This window comes from Aquiflexum gelatinilyticum, from assembly GCF_024813435.1.
Classification (GTDB): domain Bacteria; phylum Bacteroidota; class Bacteroidia; order Cytophagales; family Cyclobacteriaceae; genus Cognataquiflexum; species Cognataquiflexum gelatinilyticum.
Window position 1 is genome coordinate 71,778 of sequence record NZ_JANAEZ010000001.1, and the last position, 23,357, is coordinate 95,134.

General features: G+C 39.5%; 19 protein-coding genes. 11 read left to right on the forward strand and 8 right to left on the reverse strand.

The genetic code is table 11. The features are described from left to right. Positions 1–7: 7 nt before the first annotated feature. The gene (locus NK987_RS00300; protein WP_259262237.1) at positions 8–964 is read right to left on the reverse strand and encodes an aldo/keto reductase; all 957 of its coding nucleotides are present in this window, start codon (positions 962–964) and stop codon (positions 8–10) included. 207 nt (positions 965–1,171) lie between these two features. On the opposite strand from NK987_RS00300, the gene NK987_RS00305 reads away from it, so the two are divergent. Continuing rightward, complete coding sequence (locus NK987_RS00305) at positions 1,172–1,381, forward strand: DUF3820 family protein (protein WP_259262238.1); 210 nt, start codon at positions 1,172–1,174, stop codon at positions 1,379–1,381. Between the two features lie 50 nt (positions 1,382–1,431). Here the strand turns inward: NK987_RS00305 and NK987_RS00310 are convergent, their stop codons facing one another. Next, positions 1,432–2,649 carry a S8 family serine peptidase gene (locus NK987_RS00310; RefSeq protein ID WP_259262239.1) on the reverse strand — a complete coding sequence of 406 codons (1,218 nt, stop codon included), beginning with the start codon at positions 2,647–2,649 and terminating at the stop codon, positions 1,432–1,434. Positions 2,650–2,964: 315 nt separating this feature from the next. Here NK987_RS00310 and NK987_RS00315 point away from each other — a divergent pair, with 315 nt between their 5' ends. The 3 genes from NK987_RS00315 (at position 2,965) to NK987_RS00325 (ending at position 6,387) form a co-directional block, all read left to right on the forward strand. Beyond that, on the forward strand, positions 2,965–5,271 hold the full coding sequence (locus NK987_RS00315) for a TonB-dependent receptor (RefSeq protein WP_259262240.1): 2,307 nt from the start codon (positions 2,965–2,967) through the stop codon (positions 5,269–5,271). 27 nt (positions 5,272–5,298) lie between these two features. Further along, positions 5,299–5,892, forward strand: coding sequence for a hypothetical protein (locus NK987_RS00320; protein ID WP_259262241.1), 594 nt, complete (start codon positions 5,299–5,301; stop codon positions 5,890–5,892). 69 nt (positions 5,893–5,961) lie between these two features. Further along, positions 5,962–6,387 carry a hypothetical protein gene (locus NK987_RS00325; protein WP_259262242.1) on the forward strand — a complete coding sequence of 142 codons (426 nt, stop codon included), beginning with the start codon at positions 5,962–5,964 and terminating at the stop codon, positions 6,385–6,387. A gap of 28 nt (positions 6,388–6,415) precedes the next feature. Here the strand turns inward: NK987_RS00325 and NK987_RS00330 are convergent, their stop codons facing one another. Further along, positions 6,416–6,931: a hypothetical protein gene (locus NK987_RS00330; RefSeq protein ID WP_259262243.1), complete on the reverse strand. Its 516-nt coding sequence runs from the start codon at positions 6,929–6,931 to the stop codon at positions 6,416–6,418. Between the two features lie 138 nt (positions 6,932–7,069). On the opposite strand from NK987_RS00330, the gene NK987_RS00335 reads away from it, so the two are divergent. The 3 genes from NK987_RS00335 (at position 7,070) to NK987_RS21440 (ending at position 13,193) form a co-directional block, all read left to right on the forward strand. Continuing rightward, positions 7,070–8,659 (forward strand): ATP-dependent DNA ligase, encoded by a 1,590-nt coding sequence (locus tag NK987_RS00335; protein ID WP_259262244.1) that lies wholly within the window; start codon positions 7,070–7,072, stop codon positions 8,657–8,659. Further along, a complete protein-coding gene (locus NK987_RS00340) occupies positions 8,652–11,105 on the forward strand; it encodes a ligase-associated DNA damage response DEXH box helicase (protein ID WP_259262245.1) in 2,454 nt (817 codons plus the stop codon). Before NK987_RS00335 ends, NK987_RS00340 begins: the two co-directional genes overlap by 8 nt. 180 nt (positions 11,106–11,285) lie before the next feature. Then, a complete protein-coding gene (locus tag NK987_RS21440; protein ID WP_259262246.1) occupies positions 11,286–13,193 on the forward strand; it encodes a tetratricopeptide repeat-containing sensor histidine kinase in 1,908 nt (635 codons plus the stop codon). Here the strand turns inward: NK987_RS21440 and NK987_RS00350 are convergent. From NK987_RS00350 to NK987_RS00370, 5 genes are all read right to left on the reverse strand, one after another. Beyond that, entirely contained in the window at positions 13,190–14,641 is a 1,452-nt protein-coding gene (locus NK987_RS00350) for a TrkH family potassium uptake protein (RefSeq protein WP_259262247.1), read from the reverse strand. The genes NK987_RS21440 and NK987_RS00350 overlap by 4 nt on opposite strands. Position 14,642: 1 nt before the next feature. Further along, complete coding sequence (trkA, locus tag NK987_RS00355; RefSeq protein ID WP_258424516.1) at positions 14,643–15,989, reverse strand: Trk system potassium transporter TrkA; 1,347 nt, start codon at positions 15,987–15,989, stop codon at positions 14,643–14,645. Positions 15,990–16,089: 100 nt separating this feature from the next. After that, a complete protein-coding gene (locus NK987_RS00360; RefSeq protein WP_259262248.1) occupies positions 16,090–16,749 on the reverse strand; it encodes a tetratricopeptide repeat protein in 660 nt (219 codons plus the stop codon). 47 nt (positions 16,750–16,796) lie between these two features. Continuing rightward, positions 16,797–18,047: a DNA recombination protein RmuC gene (locus NK987_RS00365; RefSeq protein ID WP_259262249.1), complete on the reverse strand. Its 1,251-nt coding sequence runs from the start codon at positions 18,045–18,047 to the stop codon at positions 16,797–16,799. After that, positions 18,037–19,050: an alpha/beta fold hydrolase gene (locus NK987_RS00370; RefSeq protein ID WP_259262250.1), complete on the reverse strand. Its 1,014-nt coding sequence runs from the start codon at positions 19,048–19,050 to the stop codon at positions 18,037–18,039. Before NK987_RS00370 ends, NK987_RS00365 begins: the two co-directional genes overlap by 11 nt. 132 nt (positions 19,051–19,182) lie before the next feature. On the opposite strand from NK987_RS00370, the gene NK987_RS00375 reads away from it, so the two are divergent. The 4 genes from NK987_RS00375 to NK987_RS00390 all read left to right on the forward strand — a co-directional run bounded on the left by NK987_RS00375 (position 19,183) and on the right by NK987_RS00390 (position 23,357). Further along, positions 19,183–20,274: a DUF2891 domain-containing protein gene (locus tag NK987_RS00375; RefSeq protein WP_259262251.1), complete on the forward strand. Its 1,092-nt coding sequence runs from the start codon at positions 19,183–19,185 to the stop codon at positions 20,272–20,274. Next, entirely contained in the window at positions 20,271–21,485 is a 1,215-nt protein-coding gene (locus NK987_RS00380; protein WP_259262252.1) for an Nramp family divalent metal transporter, read from the forward strand. Before NK987_RS00375 ends, NK987_RS00380 begins: the two co-directional genes overlap by 4 nt. Positions 21,486–21,720: 235 nt before the next feature. Further along, positions 21,721–21,921 carry a hypothetical protein gene (locus tag NK987_RS00385; protein ID WP_259262253.1) on the forward strand — a complete coding sequence of 67 codons (201 nt, stop codon included), beginning with the start codon at positions 21,721–21,723 and terminating at the stop codon, positions 21,919–21,921. A 20-nt stretch (positions 21,922–21,941) separates the two neighbouring features. Next, positions 21,942–23,357, forward strand: a complete 1,416-nt coding sequence (locus NK987_RS00390; RefSeq protein WP_259262254.1) for a sensor histidine kinase — start codon at positions 21,942–21,944, stop codon at positions 23,355–23,357.

The following is a 23,357-nucleotide window of genomic DNA, read 5'->3' on the forward strand; positions in this document are numbered from 1 at the left end:
ATTTTATTTATTCTTTTTCCCAAAGGTCAGTCAACTTGTAAGGGCTTTGCGTTCCTGTGAAGAATGAACCATCAATAAATCGATACGCAGTTCCAATATTTGCCAGTTTTTGCATATCGATTTCATCTAGATTGACTTCGATTGAAGCTAGGTTTTGTACAATTCTGTCTTGATTGACAGATTTTGGAATGACGGCGATATTTCTATGTACTGAATAAGAAATCAGGATTTGTGCAGAAGAAACACGGTGCTTCGAAGCTATTTCCTTTACCACTTCATTTTCGAGAAGGCTTGGTTCATTTGCTTTTTTATTAGCAGTTGCCCTATCTCCCGAACCTAGGGGCGAGTAGGCTGTCATTAAGATATTCTTGGACCTACAGAAATTGACCAATTTATCCTGTGGAAGAAATGGATGCATTTCTACCTGATTCATTTCAGGAGCAAACTGACTTGATTTGATTATTTCCTCAAGTTTGGTAATGTTAAAGTTGGAGACTCCTATATGTTTAGCCAATCCCATTTTCTTTACTTCTTCCATTCCTTCCCAAGTTTGAGACAAAGGGACATCCCCATAGGTGTAAAACTCTTCCCTGGTCTGGGCAAATAAAACCCCTTTTTTAAAACTTATCGGCCAATGTATGAGGTATAAATCAAGGCATTCGAGCTGAAGGTCTTTGAGTGTTTTTTTTAATGCAGGCACCACATCATCCAAGCGATGGTTGCTGTTCCAAAGTTTTGAAGTAATAAAAAGCTCTTCCCTTTTTACAACACCGTCTTTAAAGGCTTTATCTAGCGCATTACCCACTTCTTTTTCATTGTCATAGATGGCAGCACAATCAATATGCCTATATCCAGCTTCAATTGCCCATAGAACAGCCTGATAGACCTCTCCAGGTTTAGATTTCCAAGTGCCAAGACCTATTATCGGCATTTGGTCTCCATTACTAAAAGTGATTGATTTCATGGTATTTGTTTCGGTTTTTTGAACTACACGAAGTTATTAGCTTATATCTTCATTCGGAATGAAAACCTCATTTTTTTGATGGATGTTTTAAAATTTGTTTTTTAAATCAAAATGGACCTACTTTTCAATTGGAAATATAAAAATGGTCTGCAAAATGAAATACCGGCTGAAAGTCAAATTTTATATCTAAAAACCTACTTTTGGGACATGGACAGACAAATACTTTTAGACTTGGTTTCGAAAAAAATGCCTTTTGGAAAATACAAGGGAAAGTTGCTTTGCGATATTCCTGAGGATTATTTGATTTGGATGCATAGAAAGGGTTTTCCTGAGGGAAAACTAGGCATGTGGCTTAGTACACTTTATGAAATCCGGCTCAACGGCCTGGAGGATATCTTAAGGGAATTAAAAAAATAAACCGCCCACAATGAAGCAGGCGGTCTAAAACCTAAATATTACTTTTTAAATTATCGTGAAATAATTGCATCAGGACTGTTGTCTTTGTCACCTGTTACAAATCCTGATGTTTTTGCAGTACCCAAAAGCAATACACCTGCTGCATGTGGTGAGGCCATTGAAGTTCCACTGATGGTATTATATGCCCCACCCTTCCAAGTAGATTTAATGCTAACACCAGGAGCACAATAGTCAATCGGAGGATTTCCAAAATTTGAAAATGAGGCAAATCTATCTCCACTGTCAGAAGCCGAAATCGTATAAATATTCGAACCGTTTACTCTTGCAGGGGAATAGTTATTTGCATTAGCTGCGCTGTTCCCCGCAGCAACCACAAACTTGATTCCTTTGCCTGCTGCAACTACAATAGCATCATCCAATGCTTGAGAAACAGGGCCACCCAAACTCATATTGGCTACATCTCCTGATTTTCCTTTGGCTGCAACCCAATCTACTCCGGCAATTACCCCGTCATACGAGCCTGAACCTCTAGAATCAAGTACTTTAACAGGTACGACCTGAGCTCCGGCTGCAACACCTATCACGCCGATTGAATTGTTGATTGCAGCAATGGTACCTGCTACGTGTGAACCATGTCCATTTCCATCATTGAAATTGGCATCTTTCCCAGATGTAAAAGCAGTAAAACCGTTGGTGGCATTTACATTTAGATCAGGATGTGTCAAATCAATTCCTGTGTCAATTACCCATGCGACGTTTGTTCCTGTATAATTAACCGAACCACCCACTCTGGTGATTCCCCAAGGTGTTTCTTGTCCTGTGGAGCCACCGCCACCGCCCGGTTTACCTTTTTGGGCAATGGACATTACTCTGTTTGGTTCTATATAACTTACTGAAGGATCATTTTTCAATAATTCGATTTGACTTTTATCAAGTTTCACTGCAAAGCCATCTAATGCAGCTGAATATACCGCCCCTAGATTTTCATCTGAGATTCTGTATTTTGCCAAGATACTTGAAACACTTTTTCTCATCGAAGACTGTGTGTCTTCATAGGATCCATCTTTTCTAAAACCTATAGATTGAGGTTTTAATACTACGATATAGCTATCAGGAATAATATCTCCATTTTGATATTTCATAATCTGGTCTTGCGATTCCAAAATTGGAGATTCCGCATTTTCTTGACATGAAAATGTCACAAGGGCTAGGGCTAATGAAGCAATTCCTGCAGGTTTGCCCATAAATCGGTAGAATTTTTTGATCATAATAAAGAAATTTTAAAGTGGTTTTAATTCCCAAATAGAATTTGGTTTTGATAAATTAAATCAAAATAAAATTGAAATTCAAAAAGTATAAAAAAATTATTAGAAAGTGGTTTTAATGAAATTGTTATATTTTTAATGTTTAAAAAAATAATTTTTTGGTGTTTTTATCAAAATGTCTTTACCAAAAGTTTGAATTGGATATTTTTAGCAGAAAAAATTTTTTATTTTTTATTTGAACTTCAGAATTGAAACAAAGTTGCATTAACGTTAGGTCAAAAGGATGGCTTTGATTATTTTTGCAACATAGTTTCATTTATGTCTAAACCAATTGTCTTTCTCTTTTCCTTTCTTTTGATAGCTGCCAATTCATTTGGGCAGGAAGAATGCTTGCTTGTTCTTCGTGGAAAGGTAGTTCATGAAGAAAACAATGAGCCTATTGAAGGTGCATATGTTTGGCTAATTGATTCAGAAAAAGGTGCTGTCACCGATTCCCAAGGAAATTTTAGGATATCGAAAATCTGCCAAGGTGAACAGACTCTAAAAGTCCAATATCTCGGTCATAAAGACAATTTAGAAAAAGTCAATATCAAGTCAAATATGAGTATCACCATCAGGTTGATGGCAGAGGATGTCCAGTTGGAAGGAGTTGAAATCCACGGGCATGAGGATGCTTTGTTGACAACAAATACTGTCTCGGGTATCTATGGAGATGAGCTGAGGATTTCAAGAGGTCAAAACCTAGGGGAAACATTAAGAAGAATCCCAGGTGTAACGACATATTCTTCAGGATCGAGTATCCAAAAACCTGTAATTCATGGACTTCACAGCAATAGGATTTTGATTCTTAATAATGGAGTCAGACTCGAAGGCCAACAATGGGGTGCAGATCATGCTCCAGAAATCGACCCATTTGTAGCAAGAGAAATTTCTGTAGTCAAAGGTGCCGAAACTGTCCGGTTTGGTCCGGACGCAATGGGAGGTGTGATTTTGGTAAATCCTGCACCGCTACCTGTCAAAGGTGGTCAAAGTGGAGAAATTGACCTGATTGGATTTTCAAATGGGCGCGGAATCACAGGTTCAGTGGGTTTACTCGGCGGTTCGAAAAAAATCAAAGGTTTGGGTTATTGGATTCAGTCATCTTCAAGAATTGCAGGAAACCTGCAAACCCCCGATTATATGCTTGATAATACAGGCGCGAGAGAGTTTAATTTTTCAGGAGCCTTAGGTTACAGTAATTCAAAGTTGGGTACGGAAGTTTATTTCAGTCATTTTCAGACTACTATCGGTATTTTGACGGATTCCCATACGGGCAATCTCTCCGACTTGGAAAGTATCATTGAAAATGGAAGGCCGTTTCGGACGCCGGATTTCACATATGACATCCAAAATCCGAAGCAAAATGTCGACCATCAGCTTTTGAAATTAAAGGGGCATTATCATTTGGCTGACGGGGCAAAGCTGAACATCCAATACGCTTTTCAGAGAAATCATAGACAGGAATATGACAGAAGACGGGGAGAGCTGAACAGCAGACCTTCCCTGGATTTGGTGCTTTTTACCAACACCCTAGATCTGAGCTATAACCACCAAACAAGGAAAAACTGGAATGGGGCCATAGGATTTCAATTGATTCAACAGGCAAATTCAAATATCCCCGGAACTGGTGTAGTGCCATTGATTCCCAATTATGAAATGTTTAATGTCGGTTTTTTTGCCATTGAAAAATTCACAAGCGGGCCTTTGGAAATAGAAGGCGGTCTTCGGTATGATTTCAGACATGTGGAGTCAGCAAGGGTCAACAGAGGAGGCGTCCTTCAAGAAGATGTATTTGATTTCAATAACTTCTCTGCTTTTATCGGTGCCATGTACCCGATTTCACGAAATCTCACATTCAATACCAACTTTGGAACAGCTTGGAGACCGCCTAGTATCAATGAACAGTTCAGTCAGGGACTTCATCATGGTTTGGCGGCGATCGAAATCGGAAACCCTGATTTTGTATCTGAACAATCCTTTAAATGGATGAATACCCTTAATTATTCAGGAAGTAAGGTCAACGTTGAACTGACCGGATATACCAATACCATTAAAAATTATATTTACCTCAATCCTACTGAAGACCGTTTTGTTTCTCTCCGAGGTACATTCAATGTCTTTGAATACCTTCAGACCGATGCTTTTTTTATGGGGACTGACCTGAGCGCAATTTGGACAGTTACTTCCCATTGGGAATTATTTTCAAGGGGTTCAATTGTCAGAGCAACCAATACGACTGAAGATACTTTTCTTCCATTTATCCCTACTGACAGGTTGGAAACGGGTTTGAGTTATAATTTTCAAACCGGCGTATCCGAAAATAATTCCAAAATTTCCTTCAGTAATCTTGCTGTGGCAAAGCAACATCGCGAACCTGATTTTGACCTTGCCCCTGCACCACCGGCTTACATGCTTTGGAATTTAGGATTTCAAACATCTTTCAAAATAGGAAATGACAAGCTCAATTTAGGTTTTCAGGTCACAAACCTGTTCGATAAAGCTTACAAAGATTACATGAATCGATTCAGGTACTTTTCCCATGAATTGGGAAGGAATTTATTGATCAAACTCAATTATGAATTTTAAACCAAATACATATACAATTAAATTATCATGAAAAACTACAGCTATTTAATGACCTTATTTGCAGCGGTTGCCTTGACCTTTTCATCTTGTAAAAGTGACGACCCCGTACCGGAAAATGAAGGCGAAGTAATCACAGATGTAATCTTAAAATTCACAGAACTAAATTCAGCCGGTTCTCCTACAGGCACTCCAATTGAAGTAAGTGCAACAGACCCTGATGGGTTGGAATTGGGAAATGGTCCAACCATAGAAACAATCACGCTTGCAAGGGGTAAAACCTATCTTATGGAAGTTTCCCTTTTCAACAGCATAGAAAATGAAGATATCACAGTTGAAATTGAGGAAGAAAAGGAAGATCATCAGTTTTTTTTCCTTGGGACGGCATTTCAGGGAACAGCGATTCTGACCTATGCTTATGATGACGAGGATATTGATGGTAATCCGGTAGGTTTGAGAGGCATTGTACAGACTATTGGTTTTAATACAGCGCAGATGAGGGTTGTTTTAAGACATGACCTCAACAAGAATTTTACTGGGGCAAACAATCCAAATTGGGAGAACTTTGTGCAAGCAGGAGGCGAAACAGACCTTGACATTACTTTTCCTGTAGTGTTGAATTGATAATACAATACAGGCGGCTTTTTTAAAAAAGTCGCCTTTTTATTTATATTGGCATAAAAATTCAATTTTATGAAAAATTTATACCACCTTTTGTTATTCAGTTTTGTAATTTCTTTTGCCCTTTCCTGTTCAGGAAAAAAAGAAGTGGAAGGAGATCCAAAAATATATGCAGAAGCTAACGGATATCTCCAAAAGTCCCTTGACTTAAGAGAAGAAATCACAGGATTCGAAAAGCAGCTGAAGGAATCAGGATCAGATTTCAGTGAGTTAAAAGAGGAACTTAAGATATGGGACAAAGACATTATTGAAGTTCCTGGATTTGAGCATTCCCATGATGATGAGCATCAAAGAACGTATCACGTCCACAATCCGATGAAGCCATTTAAAGACACTGAGCACCTTGATTACCAAAAAGTGATGCATGCTGAAATCGCACAATTACATGAAAAATTCAAAAGATTGACTCTTCCTGAGGTAATGGAAGAAAATAAATAAAGAAAACGTCATCAGAAGATGACCTTTTTTAGTTGAGATAAGGTGAACAAACCGTCATGTCCTCTTTTTTAAATGCCTGTGGGCTGTTGTCATTTGCTCCGATATTTCCCACTGATAAAATTACCTGATATTCAGGTCCCGAATCAGCCAAGTGAACTTTAATATGTCCATCGAAATTGTTTAAATCCTCAAATTTCAATTTGGTCCCATCCGAAAGCTGTCCTAAGACAGTAACACTTTTCAAAGTTCTGATGTCAATGGGGTCAAGTTGGAAAGCTATGGGAGAATCAGGGCTGTCATAAGGACCAAAATGAAGGTGGGCAGGAAAATAATAAGGGTCCTGGTCCTTGTTCCCATTAAGTTCCAAAGTAAGCTCCAAGTCACCGTTGAGCAATTCCTTAATTTGAACTTTGCCGGTATAATTGAAGTCAGAACCTTGGTAAAGGTTGTAAGTCAGTTCATTGGTGGTATAAACAGGATCCTTTTGCTGATCACAGGAAAATATGATCAGGGCAGAAAGAAATATAATCGCCAACTTTTTCATAGCTGTTTGGTTTTTAATGTAATTACGCTGAATATGGCTTTAAGTTCCATACAGAGATAAAGATACAATTTTAAGTTTTTTCTTGATGTGAACCTTGTCACATTGTCAAAAGTTTGAAATGAAACATAACTTCAATAAATGAGAGATTTTGCTAGTCTTTTCATGCGTCTGGACCAAAGTAACAAAACCTCTGACAAACTCGAGGCGCTGAGGACATATTTTTTGTCGGTCTCGGATGAGGATAAACTTTGGACTATAGCCCTTTTTACCCACCGTAGACCCAAGAGACAGGTAAATACAAGACAATTACGTGAATGGTGCTGCGAATGGTCCGGAATTCCTGATTGGCTTTTTGAAGAATCATATCAAACAGTCGGTGATCTGGCCGAAACAATCTCCCTGCTTTTGCCAACCAAAGAAATTCACCAAGATAATTCTCTGAGTTTTTGGATCAGGTATTTAATGGATTTGGAAAATCTTGAGGAATCCCACAAAAAGGAAAAAATATTGATGGCATGGGAAATGATGGCGAAAGAGGAACGCTTTATTTTCATCAAATTGATCACAGGTGGATTTAGGGTTGGAGTAAGTCAAAATCTTATTACCCAAGCAGTGGCCGAAGCTTTTGAACTTGAAAAAATTGAAGTAGCCCATAGGATAATGGGGGATTGGAACCCTGAAAAAACTTCTTTTAAGGGACTGGTTATGACCAAAGAAAATAGTGGACATATTTCCAGGCCCTATCCATTTTTTCTTGCATATCCATTGGAAAAGGAACTGTCAAGTTTTGGAGAAATCTCAGATTGGCAGATTGAATGGAAATGGGACGGAATCCGGGGACAGGTGATCCAAAGGAATGGTGAGGTCTTCATATGGTCAAGAGGCGAGGAATTAGTAACTGATAAATTTCCTGAACTAGTCGAAATGTCCTTGCAATTACCCTCAGGGACTGTATTGGATGGAGAGATCATCGCGTTTTCCCAGGGTAAACCCCTACCCTTTTCTTTGCTTCAGACTAGAATCGGAAGAAAAAACTTGAGTAAAAAAATCCTTCAGGAAGCCCCTGTCAGTTTTATCGCATATGATATTCTTGAATATGACGGAAAGGATTTAAGACAAAATTCTCAAAAAGACCGAAGGCAGTTATTGGAAAAACTTTCAAAAGAAATCAATAACAGTAGATTTGAAATTTCACCTCTGGTTGAGGCAAAGAATTGGAATGAACTTTCAAGACTTCAATCCCAATCGAGAACAAGGATGGCAGAGGGGTTTATGCTGAAAAAAAATGAGTCTGTCTATGAAGTAGGAAGAAAAAAAGGTTCTTGGTGGAAATGGAAAATTGAACCACTCACCATCGATGGAGTGCTCCTCTATGCCCAAAAAGGGCACGGCAGAAGGGCTGATCTTTATACTGATTATACCTTAGCGGTGTGGGAAGGTGATAAACTTATTCCCTTTGCCAAAGCATATTCAGGACTGACTGATGCTGAGATTTTGGAAGTTGATAGATACGTGAAGCAAAATACGCTTGAAAGGTTTGGACCTGTCCGAACGGTTAAACCAGGCTTGGTGTTCGAAATCGCATTTGAAGGAATACAGGAAAGTCCTAGGCACAAATCAGGAATTGCGCTCAGGTTTCCAAGGATTCAAAGGTATAGGAAAGATAAACCAATAGGAGAAGCCAACACTTTGGAAGATTTAAAATCCCTACTTTCAGTATATGGTTAGTAATCATTTATCAGTTGCTGTTGATTACTTCGAAAAAAAAGGCTGGTCACCTTTTGAATTTCAGTTAGAAACATGGCGAGACTTTATGGCTGGAAAGTCAGGATTGCTCAATGCTCCAACAGGAAGCGGAAAGACATTTGCTTTGTTTTTCCCTGTGATTTTGGATTATATACGCAGGCATCCTGAAGATTGGCAAAAACAAAGGAAAAATGGAATCCAGTTGATCTGGATCACTCCTCTTAGGGCTTTGGCTCAGGATATTCAAAAAGCCATGCAGGAAGTCTGTGAAGAGATCGGGCTGCCGTGGAAAGTTTCTGTAAGAAACGGAGATACAGAAAACAAAGAGCGTGTTTCACAAAAAAAGAACCCACCCGAGGTTTTGATTACCACTCCTGAGACCCTGCATATCCTTCTCACCCAAAAAGAAAATCAATTGTTTTTTAAGTCTTTGCAGTCCATTGTTATCGATGAATGGCACGAACTTTTGGGAAACAAAAGAGGAGTTCAGGTTCAGTTAGCCCTTTCATACATTCGCCAAATCTGCCCGCAGGAAATAAGACTTTGGGGGATTTCGGCTACCATTGGCAATCTTGAGGAAGCTTGTCAAATACTTCTCGGTGAAAGACATCCTGTCCATATTGTCAAAGCCAAAATTGAGAAAAGAATAATTCTCAATACTGTTTTTCCCGATGAATTGGAAAAGTATCCATGGTCAGGCCATTTGGGAATAAGGCTTATTGATAAGGTCATTCCTATCATCGAGAATCATAATTCCATTTTACTTTTTACAAATACCCGTGCCCAAACAGAAATCTGGTATCACTACATTATGGAAAAAAAACCGGAATGGGCAGGCTTGGTGGCGATCCATCACGGTTCTTTGGATCAATCGGTAAGAACATGGGTGGAAGAATCCCTGCATTCCGGTAAACTCAAATTGGTGGTTTGTACCTCAAGTCTCGACTTGGGAGTAGATTTCAGGCCTGTCGATGCCGTGGTACAGGTCGGAAGCCCCAAAGGCGTAGCTAGGTTTATCCAAAGGGCTGGCAGATCAGGCCATCAACCCGGACTGCCAAGCAAAATATATTTCGTGCCGACCCATTCTTTGGAGCTGATTGAAGCTGCGGCATTAAGGAGTGCCATGGAAAACAATGAATCAGAAAATCTTCTTTGTCCGACAATGACTTTTGACGTTTTGATCCAGTTTTTGGTAACACTCGCAGTGGGTGATGGTTTTTTGGAGGCCGAATTGCTGCCAATACTGAGAGATACTTTTTCCTTCCAAAAACTGACAGAAGAGGAGTACCGTTGGACTTTGTCATTTATTACCCAAGGTGGAGAATCCTTGCAGGGTTATGAGGAATTTTCCAAGGTGGAAAAAGATGAAAAAGGAAAATACCAAATCAAAAATAAAAGAGCTGCTATGATTCATAGGCTGTCGATGGGCACCATTGTCAGCGAACCGATGCTCAAAGTTCAGTTCAAAAACGGCACTTTTTTAGGCATGGTGGAAGAATTTTTCTTTTCAAAGCTCAAACCTGGAGATCGTTTTTTCTTTGCAGGAAGAAACCTTGAATTTGTAGCCATCAAAGACATGAGTGCCATTGTTCAGCTTTCCAAGAAAAAAAGTACAAATACGCCTTCTTACATGGGAGGAAGAATTTCACTCTCCTCTAAACTTGCCTCGAAAATCAGGGAAATTTTGGAGAAATCTACCCTTGGTATTTATGAATCCCAAGAGATGTCCTATGTCGCGCCACTTTTAGATTTACAAAACAGAATTTCAATTGTTCCATCCAAGGAGACCTTGCTGATTGAAAAAATCATTTCCCGGGAAGGTTATCATGTGTTCATCTTCCCTTTTGAAGGAAGGATGGTCCATGAAATCCTTGGTGCTTTAATAGCTTACAGGATCAGCGTAAGTTATCCAATGAGTTTCAGCATCGCCATGAACGATTATGGATTTGAATTACTTTCGGATATGCCTATTCCGATTGAGGACATTTTGGAAGAGGATGTTTTTTCGGAAGTAAACCTTGCGGAAGACATAAAAGCTTGCATCAACGAAAGTGAAATGGCGAAAAGGAAATTTAGAGATGTAGCCACGATTTCAGGACTTATTTTCCAAGGGTTTCCCGGCAAACCGGTGAAATTTAAACACCTTCAATCCAATTCGGGCATACTTTTCGGGGTTTTTGAAGATTATGATCCTGATAACCTTTTACTCAGTCAGGCACACAGAGAGGTATTGGATATGCAGATGGAAAAGGACAAAGTCCTTGAAGCAATCAGAAGAATAAATTCAAATAAAATCATTCTTAAGACTCCCGGACAATTCACACCATTTTCTTTTCCGATCATGGTTGACCGTTGGTTTAGGGCATCAATTTCCTCAGAGTCTCTCGAGGACAGGATCGCAAAAATGAAAGCCCAACTGATTGAATGATTTTAAAAAATGTTCCCTTCTAACCATTTTCCTTAAAACAAACAAAAAAATCTATTTGATAATTAATTATATGTTTTGTGCACATAATGAGGTTTTCTGTATAATAAACATTTTGTAATTAATTGGAATAAGGCTATTTTCGATCGATTTTTATTGTTTTAAGTCGAAAATAATTGCACTGTGAAAACTTATCATTTACCACCATTAATTGTATTTATTTTTATTTTTTTACTTTTCCCCAAAGGTTCATTTGGAAATATTCTAAATGACAAAATAAACGTAGCCGACAGTTTACTTTTCCTATACCAAGATGCTGAATCCGACAGAGAAAAACTTAATTTTCTCTCGGAGCTTGTCAAGGTGATTCATTACTCTGATTCAGCCCAAAAATATTACCCTGAAGCCATCAGACTTGCGCACAAACTTCAGGATCACGAGTTGGAAGCTCAAAACCTTAATAGATTGGGGGTTTATTACCGAAACATGAACCTACAGGAAGAGGCACTTAAACTCTATGAGGAGGCATTGGAGATAAGTGAAAAAAACAATAATCCTGTACAAATAGGACATTCATTAAATAATATTGGCCAGATTTACTTTTACAAAGATCTTTTTGAAGAGTCTTTGGAATATTACAAGGCAGCTGAATCCCAGTTTTTGAAAGTGGGTAACAAAGAAGGCTTGGCTTATAATTACACTGGAATGAGCCCTGTTTTAGGGGCTTTGGGAAAAAATAAAGAGGCACTCGACATCATTAACAAAGCCATTGAAATACGCCAAGAACAAGGAAATGAAAGACAATTGCTAGTCTCAAAATTCAATAGATCTGTACTTTTAATGTCAATGGGAGAATTCAATTCGGTAGAGGATGACATCAAGAACCTCTATCAATATGGCCTCACTTATGATATAATTAGGGCGATCCATGCGCTTGAAAAACTTGTAGAGCTCAACATTGCCACAAGAAATGTGAATCAAGCCATCAAGTATGCTGAAGAAGCTAAAATCCTGCACCAACAGCGTCCAAACTCAGAATCTATGATTGAGATTTATGAGATGATGTATCAGTTATATTTTGATCGGGGAAATACCACAGAATCGAAGAAATATCTGGCGCTTTTGGACCAGGAAAAAGAGATTTTAAGTGCGGAAAGAATCAAAAATTACCTTGCAGGGCTTACTATCAAAAAACAGAAGGATGAGATTGCTGCTTTGAGCAGAGAGAATGAACTGATGCAGGCTAATCAGAAATTCAAAATGTACATCACCTTTGCTCTGATGTTATTGGCATTTTCGCTCTTCATTGCATTTTCGATCTATTACAGGTCATACAAAAAAGAAATCCACAATATCCGTGTCCTGAAAGAAAAACAAAATCAGATCGAATGCCAAGCTGCAGAACTGAATCGTTTAAATATCGAAAAAGACAAAATATTCTCAATTCTCGCCCATGATCTCAAAGCACCTTTGGATTCACTTTGGGGAATGGTCAAGTTGATGAATGAAGACAACCTAAGCCAAGAGGAATTTGAATCCTATTTGCCGATTTTATCCCAAAATCTTGGAAACAACTCCATGTTACTTGAAAACCTACTAATATGGTCTAGAAGCCAAATGAGGGGGATGAATACAGAATTTTCAAAATTCAATCTTTTCAAAGTAGTGGAACAAAGCCTCAGTTTCCTATCAGGTTCAGGATATTATAAAGGACAGATTTTGGAAAATTATATTCCAAAATCCATTGAGATCGAAGCTGAGAAAACGATGCTTGAAATCGTAATCAGAAACCTACTCACCAACGCGCTGAAATTCACCAATGCCAATGATAAAATCACCGTCGCTTTGGAAGAAGAGGAAAATTTCTATACCATTTCCATTTCTGACCAAGGAATAGGCATGACAGAAGCCGGCCTGAGCAAGTTGTTTGGCAATGATTTTTACAGTACTTCCGGAACACATCAGGAAAAAGGAACCGGTTTGGGACTGTTGATATCCAAAGAACTGGTAAAGAAAAACAAAGGCGAAATTTGGGCAAAAAGCCAGATTGGCTCAGGATCCACTTTTTGTTTTACACTTCCAAAATCTTAATTGGCTCTCCAAAAATACGGGGTAAACAAGACGAGAATTGTAAACAATTCTAGCCTGCCCAATAGCATCAAAAAACTGAGAATCATTTTTGAATAAGGATCAAAGAAGGCAAAATTATAAATCGGTCCTACTTTACCTATTCCCGGTCCCACATTGCCCAAGCAGGTGGCTACTGCACCAAATGAAGTGAGAATGTCATATCCCATCAGGGAAATCACCACCGATCCTGTCACAAAAATCATAAGGTAAATCAACAGGAAATTCATGATATGGGTAATGATTTTTCCTGTAACCCTGTCACCGTTTATTTTTAAAGGAACCACTGCCCGTGGATGTACAATTCTTTTGAATTCAAGCCAACTATTTTTGAAGAAGGTTAAATGCCTGACAAATTTGATCCCTCCTGCGGTAGAACCGGCAGATGCACCCAAAAACAATAACATAAAGAAAATCAAAGTAAGTCCGTCATGGTAGGAAGTGTAGTCAGCGGATACAAATCCCGTAGTCGTGATTAGGGATACAATCTGAAACAAAGTATCCCTAAATGCTTTTTCCAAATCTTGACTTGAATAAAAATAAACAGGAACAGTAATGAAAAAAGCAAGGACAATTATGGTAGAAGCATACGCTTTGAATTCATCTGAACGCCATACTTTATCAAATTTTCCTGTAAGTCCAAAATAGATTACAGTAAAGTTAGTACCTGCCAAAAACATAAAAATTATAGCAGAATATTGGATAAAGGCTGAATCATAAAAAGCCATACTCGCATTTTTGGTAGAAAATCCACCTGTGGCCATCGTAGTCAATGCGTGATTGACAGCGTCAAAAAATGTCATCCCACCAAAATAATACAATACACCAAGGGTAAAGGTAAGCCCTACATAAATCAGCCATAACCTTTTGGCTGTCTCTTGAATCCGTGGATGTAGTTTATCTGAGGTAGGTCCTGGTGATTCTGCCACAAACAATTCAATGCCACCGATACCCAAAAGTGGAAATATGGCCACTGTCAAAACGATAATTCCAAGTCCTCCTACCCACTGGGACATGCTTCTCCAAAAAAGAATTCCTTCAGGAACCACTTCTATGTCGGTCAAAATACTTGCACCGGTAGTGGTAAGTCCTGAAACAGTTTCAAATAAAGCATCACTCAAGGTAGCTGTTGTCCCGCTCAGCATATATGGAAGCATTCCAAATACAGACATGAAAACCCAACTCAGCGTGACTATCAGGTATCCCTCTCTTTTTCTGATATTCTGATCTTGCTTTGCAAAAGAAAAAAACATGATTGCACCCACTATCAGAGAAGCAGAAGCGGACATTAACAACGGGTAATGGTCTCCACCTTCGAAGTATAATGAAAATCCAAGTCCCGGAAACATCAAAAGTGATAAAAGCATCAACAATGCCCCCATTACTTTTCCAATAGCCCTATAATGAATCATATCAATGGAAAAGTTTCTCTAAAGCTGCTTTGGCTGCTGGCAAGGCAAGAACAATAGCCTTATCATCTACATGAAGCATAAAATCTCCATCAGGTATAAAAACTTCTTCTCCCCGGATTACGCCTGCAACAATGGCTGTATCAGGGAAATGAAGTTCTTTTAAGGATTTTTTCGTCAATCTATTTCCTTTTGTGATTACGTATTGGATGATTTCTGCATCTACCCCATAGATTCCTGATACCGCTTCCACTTTTCCTTTTTTTAAAAAACGGGTTATTTGATTGGCTGCAACTAGTTTTTTATTGATAAGGGAATCCACGCCTATACTATGCGAAATATGGATATACTCTCTTGTATCCACATGGGCAATGGTTTTGTAAACACCATGATTCTTTGCACTTAGCGAGGTGATAATGTTAGTTTCTGAAGATTCTGTAAGGGAGATGAAAGCTTCCATTTGTTCCAATCCCTCTTCAATCAAAAGTTCAATGTTTTTGTAATCCCCATTGATAATCAAGGTATTATTTAGCCTTTCAGAAAGCCATTTACATCTTTCCTTATCTCTGTGGACCAAAGTCACACGGAATTCATCTTCAAGCTTCAAGGCTGTAGCAAATGCCATATCATCACCTCCAATGATCATGATATTTTTGATGCTTATTTTTTTCTCCCCAAGAAGTTCAATGATGGATTCAACAGCTTTTTTATTAGAAATGAAAAATACGTGATCGTTGTTTCTGATGATGGTATTGCCTCTCGGAATGATCGTCATCTGATCTCTGACTATTGCTACGATCCTGATATCCCCAAATAAAGGGATGTCTTTCATATCAGCTATTTTTTTGTTGAATAATGGACTGTATTGATCCAATGAAATCCCGACAATATTGAGTTTACCTCCTTCGAATTCAATAACTTCCGTAAATGTAGAATTTTTGATCATCCGGTATATTTCACCGCTACAAAGCATGGTGGGTGAAATAATATTGTCTATTCCGATGTTTTTGAAGTAAACCTCGTGTTCAGGTTCTAAGTAATCATGGTTTCGTACTCTCGCAATCACCCGTTTTGCACCCAATTGTTTTGCCAAAGTAGCTGCCACAATATTTGTCTTTTCTGAAGTGGTAACAGCCATAAACATATGCGTATCCTTCAGGTTGGCATTATTGAGCACTTCGAGTGAAGTCGCATCTCCCATGATGGTCATGACGTCAAGATGTGAAGCCGCATTGTCCAATGCATCCTTATCTACATCAATCAGGGTTATATCCTTGTTTTCATAACTAAGTTGCTCCGCTAGATGGTAACCCATATCTCCGGCACCTGCAATGACAATGTTCATTCCCATTTGAAATATCAATAAGAGTCAGGAGTGTAAAAGCTTATCCTGTCCAAATCGGGCAAAAGGTATGATGTTTTGCATCTAAGCGCAATAAGAAATAAGTTTTTTATTTACAGAAGGATTGGAGATACTTTTCTGTCTGGGTATTTCCGAGTCTTTTGGCTTCATTCCAGTCTTCGCAAGCGGCAGAATTATTTCCTGTTTTATAATGACAAAACCCCCTGTTGGTCAAAACGTCTGCATTAGACGGGCTGAGTTTCAATGCATAATCATAATCAGGTATGGCCTTGGCGTGTTTGTTTGATTTAAGGTAACAATTCCCTCTGTTGAAATGGTAAGCCCAGACCAACTCAAATTCTTCTCCATTAATTTTACTAAAGTTAATGGCATCTGTATAGGCAGCTATCGCTTCTGTGAGGCGGTTTTCCCTTTGAAGAATGTTTCCGAGATAATACGCCATCTCATCATCTTCCTCAAAGATCAAAAGCCCTTTTCTTAAGGTTTCGATCACTTTTTCCTTTTGGGAAGCTACCTGCCCTCCTGCTCTATAAAAATTCAAATAAGCCGGGTGGAATGATGGATCATCCAAAATCACCTGTTGCAGAATCCGTGCAGCACTTTCAAAGTTTCCTTTGGAAATCATGTCAACAGCAGTATTGTTGATTTCTATTGAATTCTCCCGATTTTCGGGCTCGACATCAAAAATCTGCTGTGCTGAAGAAAATGAGACAATCAAAAAGAAAATGACCGAATAATAAAATTTCATAGGGGATTGATTTTTCTCAAATTTAAAAATGGAAATTAGTTTAACAATCATTCAAGAAGTTTTCTTCCCTCATCTTCCGGCATAATTTCTACCTCTTTCAATTTTCGTTGAATAACCCTTGTCCTTGTTCCAACCAATTCATCCAAATCGGTATGTGCTTCAATAATTTTCTTTTGAGCTTTGCTGATCAAATCCCCGAATTTTGAAAATTCAGACTTGACGGCTCCCAATACCTTCCAAACTTCGCTGCTCCTCTCCTGTATAGCCAATGTCCTGAATCCCATTTGAAGACTGTTCAACATCGCGGCTAAAGTTGTCGGTCCGGTAATGATGATTTTGTAATCCTTTTGCAGGGATTGCGCAAGATTGGGTTCACGGAGAACTTCTGCATACAGACTTTCCATGGGAAGGAAAAGCATGGCAAAATCGGTGGTAAACGGGGGATGCAGATATTTTTGGCTGATATCCTGAGCGGCTTTCCGGATGGCTTTGAAGAGATCGGCCCTTGCCAAATCTATGATAAGCTTGTCTCCGGTATCATATGCATCCTGAAGTCTGTAAAAAGTTTCTTGCGGAAATTTGGCATCAATCGGCAGGTAAACCGGCCCGTCTTCCTTGCTTCCGGGCATTTTGATGGCAAATTCTACCCGCTCCGAATTCCCTTTTTTGACGGAAACATTACTTGCATACTGTTCGGGCGAAAGGATATTTTCCAAAATCCCATGCAATTGGTATTCTCCCAACACTCCCCTGCTTTTGACATTGCTCAGCACCCGCTTGAGGTCACCCACTCCGGTTGCGAGGTTCTGCATTTCTCCAAGTCCTTTTTGAACAGCCAAAAGTTGGTTGGTCACCAACTCAAAAGATTGGCCCAACCTTGCCTCCAAGGTCTTTTGCAGTTTTTCATCCACAGTTTCACGCATCTTATCCAAGCGCTCTTCCGTGGATGCCAACATCCGCTCCTGCCTGAAGATCAGGTCTTGGAATTTTTCCCTCTGAAGCTCATTGAATTCTTTGACATTTTCTCTGAAAATCGTGCCGAAATCCTTCAAAACCTCAGATTGTTCTTTTGAATTGGCTCGAAGGGACTCGAATACCAAACCAAACTGTTTCATCAAACCATCCTGGATTTCGACCCTGTTCGCAGCCATCTGCTGTGCAAATTCTTGCTTTAACTGACTAATTCCCAATTGATTGAAATCCCTTTCGGACTTTTGAGATAGAAACTTAATGACTAAAAAGATGATCAGTAAAATCTGAATTACTGAAAGAGAAATCAAAATGGTTTCAATAGACATGGCTGAAGAATTTGGGGGTAGAAAAGTAATCTCTTTCAACCTGAATGCCCAAAAATGACAGATATTCTGAGACAGTCTCCGTCGGTATTTCTTCCATAGGCACATGTCCCGCATCTTCAAAAACCTTCAGTTTCGATCCTGGAATAGCTTGTGCAAGGCTTTCGCCATTACTCAAAGGAATCCACGCGTCATGTTTTCCCCACATGATCAGAACCGGCATGTTCAGTTTTTCAAAATCTATCGCATAAGGTTTTCCGGTAGTCAGCCTGTCCAATGTTGCCTGCCTGTTTCCTTCCATTCTCAACAACTCATAATACCTTGTCAACACTTCATCCGTAATTTTTGAATTATCATAGAAAACCTGTTTCAGGTTTAGGCCGAAAACAAATTTGGGAGTGCATTTGAGCAAAAGTTTATTGAAAATAGGGTTTTGGGCCACTTTAAAAATCCAAGCGCCTGAGTTATAAGATTTGCTTTGGGCAGAATCTGTTCGGGTTTTCGGTCTTGCACCCGATGAATCGATGAGGTTTAAAGTCATTATCCTTTCAGGTTGGTCGGAGGCCATTTTTAGCGCCACTCCTCCGCCCATGCTATTACCTGCTACATGAAACTCTTTCAAATCCAACTGGTCTGCGATACCGAATACAAGTTTGGAATAGTCCTCAATTCCATATCGTTTTTGCAAATCGGGACCTGTAAGGCCATGACCCGGCAAATCCATAGAAATGGTCATAAAAAATGGACTCAACTTATTTTCCCAAGCTTCCCAAGTATGAAGGGAAGAAAAACTCCCATGGATCAAAAAGATCGGTTCTCCTTCTCCCCTGACCTTCACATGAACGTTCACACCATCTACCATTAAAAAAAAGGAGTTTTCATCGCTGTATTTTCTGATTAGTTCATCAGGAGCAATATCACCTCTGTAGGATGCCAATAAAACAAGGATTACAGCCAAAACAATGAATAAAATGACCTTAAGCAACTTGAGAATAAATCTTTTCATGAATTTTTGTTGGGATAATCTTCAGGCAAAATATCAATAATCAAGCTATTTATAACCCGAAAAAGCCAAATAAATGAGCCAATCTGAAAAAATCACCTTTATCCCTTATATTCAAAATCCAAAACCATAGACATGATCAGATCTTTATTCTTATTGCTTTTCCTGGCAGGCTTTCTTTTGGCCTGTCAGCCAAAAAAGGAAACCCTCGAAATCCCTGACCCCATACGCCTGACAGAAGCTGAAGCCAACAGACTTTCCAAACTTCCCCTGCATTGTATGCAAACCGAATATCCCAATAAACTCAATCAGACATTGGGAAATGAATCTGAACTGAAAGGCCCAAAAGCACTTCATCCAGCTTTTTATGGCTGCTTTGACTGGCATTCAAGTATGCATGGTCATTGGATGTTGGTGAGTCTTCTGAGACAATTCCCCGACTTAGAAAATGGAGAAGAAATCAGAAGGAAATTATTGGAAAATATCAGCGCAGAAAACATTGCTGTAGAGGTCGCCTATTTTAATGGCCCTTCTGATCCAGGTTTTTCTAGGACTTACGGTTGGGCTTGGATGCTGAAACTCGCCGAGGAAATCCATCTTTGGGATGATCCTTTGGCAAGGGAACTGGAAAAAAACCTTCAGCCATTGACAGACCTCATGGTGGAAAAGTACCTTGAATTTTTGCCAAAACTCATTTATCCTATCAGGGTTGGTGAGCATACCAATATTGCCTTTGGATTGTCTTTGGCTTATGATTATGCCAAAACATTGAATCACGTTGGCCTGCAGGAATTGATTAAATCCAAGGCTTTGGACTGGTTTTCTAAAGATGAAAATTGCCCTTTGGTCTATGAACCGAGCGGTTTTGACTTTTTGTCTCCATGCTTTCAGGAATTGGATATCATGAGGAAAGTGATGCCCAAAGAAGATTTTCGACCATGGGTCAAACAATTTTTACCCCAATTGGCGAATACTGATTTTGCTTTGGAGCCGGGAAAAGTCAGCGACCGGACAGATGGTAAATTGGTTCACCTTGATGGACTTAACTTCAGCAGGGCTTGGGTGCTTTATGGTTTGATCAAAGATTATCCTGAGGAATATGGCCACCTGATGAAGGTAGCCAACATGCACATCAATTATTCCCTTCCTTCTATTGTCGATGACAATTATGAAGGAACGCATTGGTTGGGCAGTTATGCAATATATGCTTTGCAGCAGGCGCCATGAGTTGGAGGAAATACATAGGTCCTGGGCCGGTTGTTGCAGCCGCTTTCATCGGGCCGGGTACGGTTACAGTCTGCACCCTCGCCGGAGTCGACTTTGGTTTTGACTTGCTGTGGGCGATGGCTTTGTCTGTGATTGCAACAATTGTACTTCAGGAAATGGTTGCCAGGATTGGTTTGGTTACCCAAAAAGGGCTCGCTTCGGTCATATCGGAAACATTGCAAAAAGGAATCCTCCGGTATTTTTCCATTTTTCTTGTGATGACTGCCATCGTTTTGGGTAACGCAGCTTATGAAGCAGGTAACATCAGCGGAGGTGCTTTGGGGTCAGAATTGTTTTTCCAAACCCAGATTTTAAACCTTGGCCAATTTGAAGTTAATCTGCTCAATCTTTTGATTGGATCATTGGCATTGATCCTATTGCTGACCGGAAGTTATAAATCCATCAGCAACTACCTGACAGGTCTGGTGATTTTGATGAGCTTGGCCTTTTTGGGAACTGCTGCCTTTTCTAAACCGGATATGTTCGACTTGCTTTCAGGATTTAAACCCAGCATCAATCCTGAGAATATCTTTACCATAGTAGCCTTGATCGGTACAACGGTGGTTCCGTACAATCTTTTTTTACATTCCTCTCTGATTTCCCAAAAATGGAATTCAATCCAAGACCTCAAATATATCAGGGTTGACACCCTGATTGCTGTCATTTTGGGAGGATTGGTTTCTATGGCGATTATTGTTACTGCCAAAGCCGGATCTGCTACCGAAGTCAATTCAGCAATTGATTTGGCCATTGGGTTGGAACCTTTGATGGGCAAAATGGCCAAATACTTTATGGCTTTTGGATTGTTTGCTGCAGGAATCACCTCTGCGATCACAGCTCCGTTGGCAGGTTCCTTGGTTATTGCCGGAAGCTTTGGCTTATCCAATGACCTCAAAAGTTTTCCTATGCGGATCAGTATTGTGGGGATTTTGGGTTTGGGTTTGGTATTTTCTTCATTTGGCATCAAACCGATCCAACTGATTCTCTTTGCGCAACTGGCAAATGGCGTTTTGCTTCCCTTATTGAGTGGCTACATCCTCTGGTTGGTCAATAAAAAATCTGTAATGGGAACTCACACCAACGGAGTATGGATGAATGTTTTGGCCTTCGCAATCTGGCTGATCACCTTACTGCTTGGAGGAATGAGTATTTGGAAGGTGCTAGGAGGTTGAAAGGTTGGAAGATTGGAAGGTTGGAAAATTGAAAGATTGGAAGATTGGAAGATTGCAAAATTTCCTCTGCAAACTGTCACTCTTTACTAAAATCTGATACTGTTAACTGAAAACTGCAACTGACCACTGTAAACTGCGACTGCTGACTGATAACTGCCTACTGATACTGACCACTGCCTACCGAGACTGCCAACTGCATTTCCACCCCAAATTCCATTCGCTTCATCACATTTTTTTGTGGTACTTTATTATCAGGCTTATCCTTGTCAAAGAATCGACGACCTATTCCATGAAATCCAAGACGCCTTATTTCATTCTACTTATAGCAGCCATACTTTATAACATCTGGCTTATCGGTAAAGCTGAAGATGAAAAGCGAAAAGAAAAATCAAAACCCGAGATTTCTGTTTCTAAATCAAATCAAACCCAACCTTAAATCATTAAATTCAAACCCCAATGAAAGAAAAACCACTTCCCTTTAGACAAATAGAATGGTGGGTGATGACAGTTTTGTTTGTCACCATTATTTTAGCAAACATTTTCCAATCCAACTTCTACGATTTTGAACCGAATGGATTGGAACTCGCAAGATATTTTGCCAAAATCCTGATACCTGCAATACTTTTCCTTTCTTTCTTCCTGCACCATCAGATATTGATTCCGAGCAAAGAAACCATAAAACGAAAATCTACCTACTACATTTATTCCTTCCTGATCCTTTTGATCTCCTTCCTTTTTGTGGGCGGATTTTCAATGATGGGTGAACTTGTCCAAAACTTCGCGGCACCCTACTATTTCAGCACTGTAGGCCTTTATATAGGTTACCTTTTGCTTAGTGACGTGATAGAACAGATTTTCCCTAGTTCCGAAACGAAAGACTTTCAGCCTTACAACGTTGTCAAATTAATCACGGTCTTCGCCTTTGCGATGTTATTTCTGTTTGGTTTGCAAGATATCATCGAACGGTGGATTCCGCTTAGCTATACGATCGCAATCCCTGTGATGCTTGGCATTGTGCTTTACAATTACTTTTTCATATACCGAAACAGAAAGAAAGAACGGAACAAACTTGCCAACTCATTATATGTTTTGTTGATTTTGGCCTTAGGGTTTTTCTTTTTCATTTTGGCAATTGAAAACGAGAATGTCGGTATTTTGGTCCTAGGATTGGCTGTGTTGATATTTGTTGTAGGTCTACTCATCCCCTTTTCCAACCTGATGTTCAAAAAATATGATCACCTTCTAGGTAAGATTAATACGCTGAGCTACAGAGTGGACGAAGGTTCAGCCAAACTCTCCTTACTAAGGATGCAGATCAATCCCCATTTCCTTTTTAATATCCTGAATACCCTGTATGGAACGGCCTTGCAGGAAAATGCCGAAAGGACCTCTGAGGGTATCCAAAAGCTTGGAGACATGATGCGCTTTATGCTTCATGAAAACAACATGGATAAAATCCCACTTGCAAAAGAAAAAGAATACCTGATCAATTATGTGGATTTGCAGGTACTCCGCATTAAATCCCATGACAATGTTGACATTGATTTTAGGCATAATCCTGAAAATTGTACAGGGGATATCGCTCCCATGTTGCTTATACCCTTTGTAGAAAATGCATTCAAACACGGAATCAGTTTCCAAAAGAAATCATGGGTTAAAATCAGCCTGCGTTGTACGGATGGAACCATCCATTTGGATGTCAACAACAGTATCCACCGAAGCCACGAAGATGACCCTGAATCCAAGTCAAACGGTATCGGCTTAGACAATGTCAAACAGCGTCTCCAACTCCTCTATCCGGGGAAACATGAACTTGTCATTCGGGAAAACGAAGTGGAATATTTTGTACATTTAACCATAAAACGCTCCTGA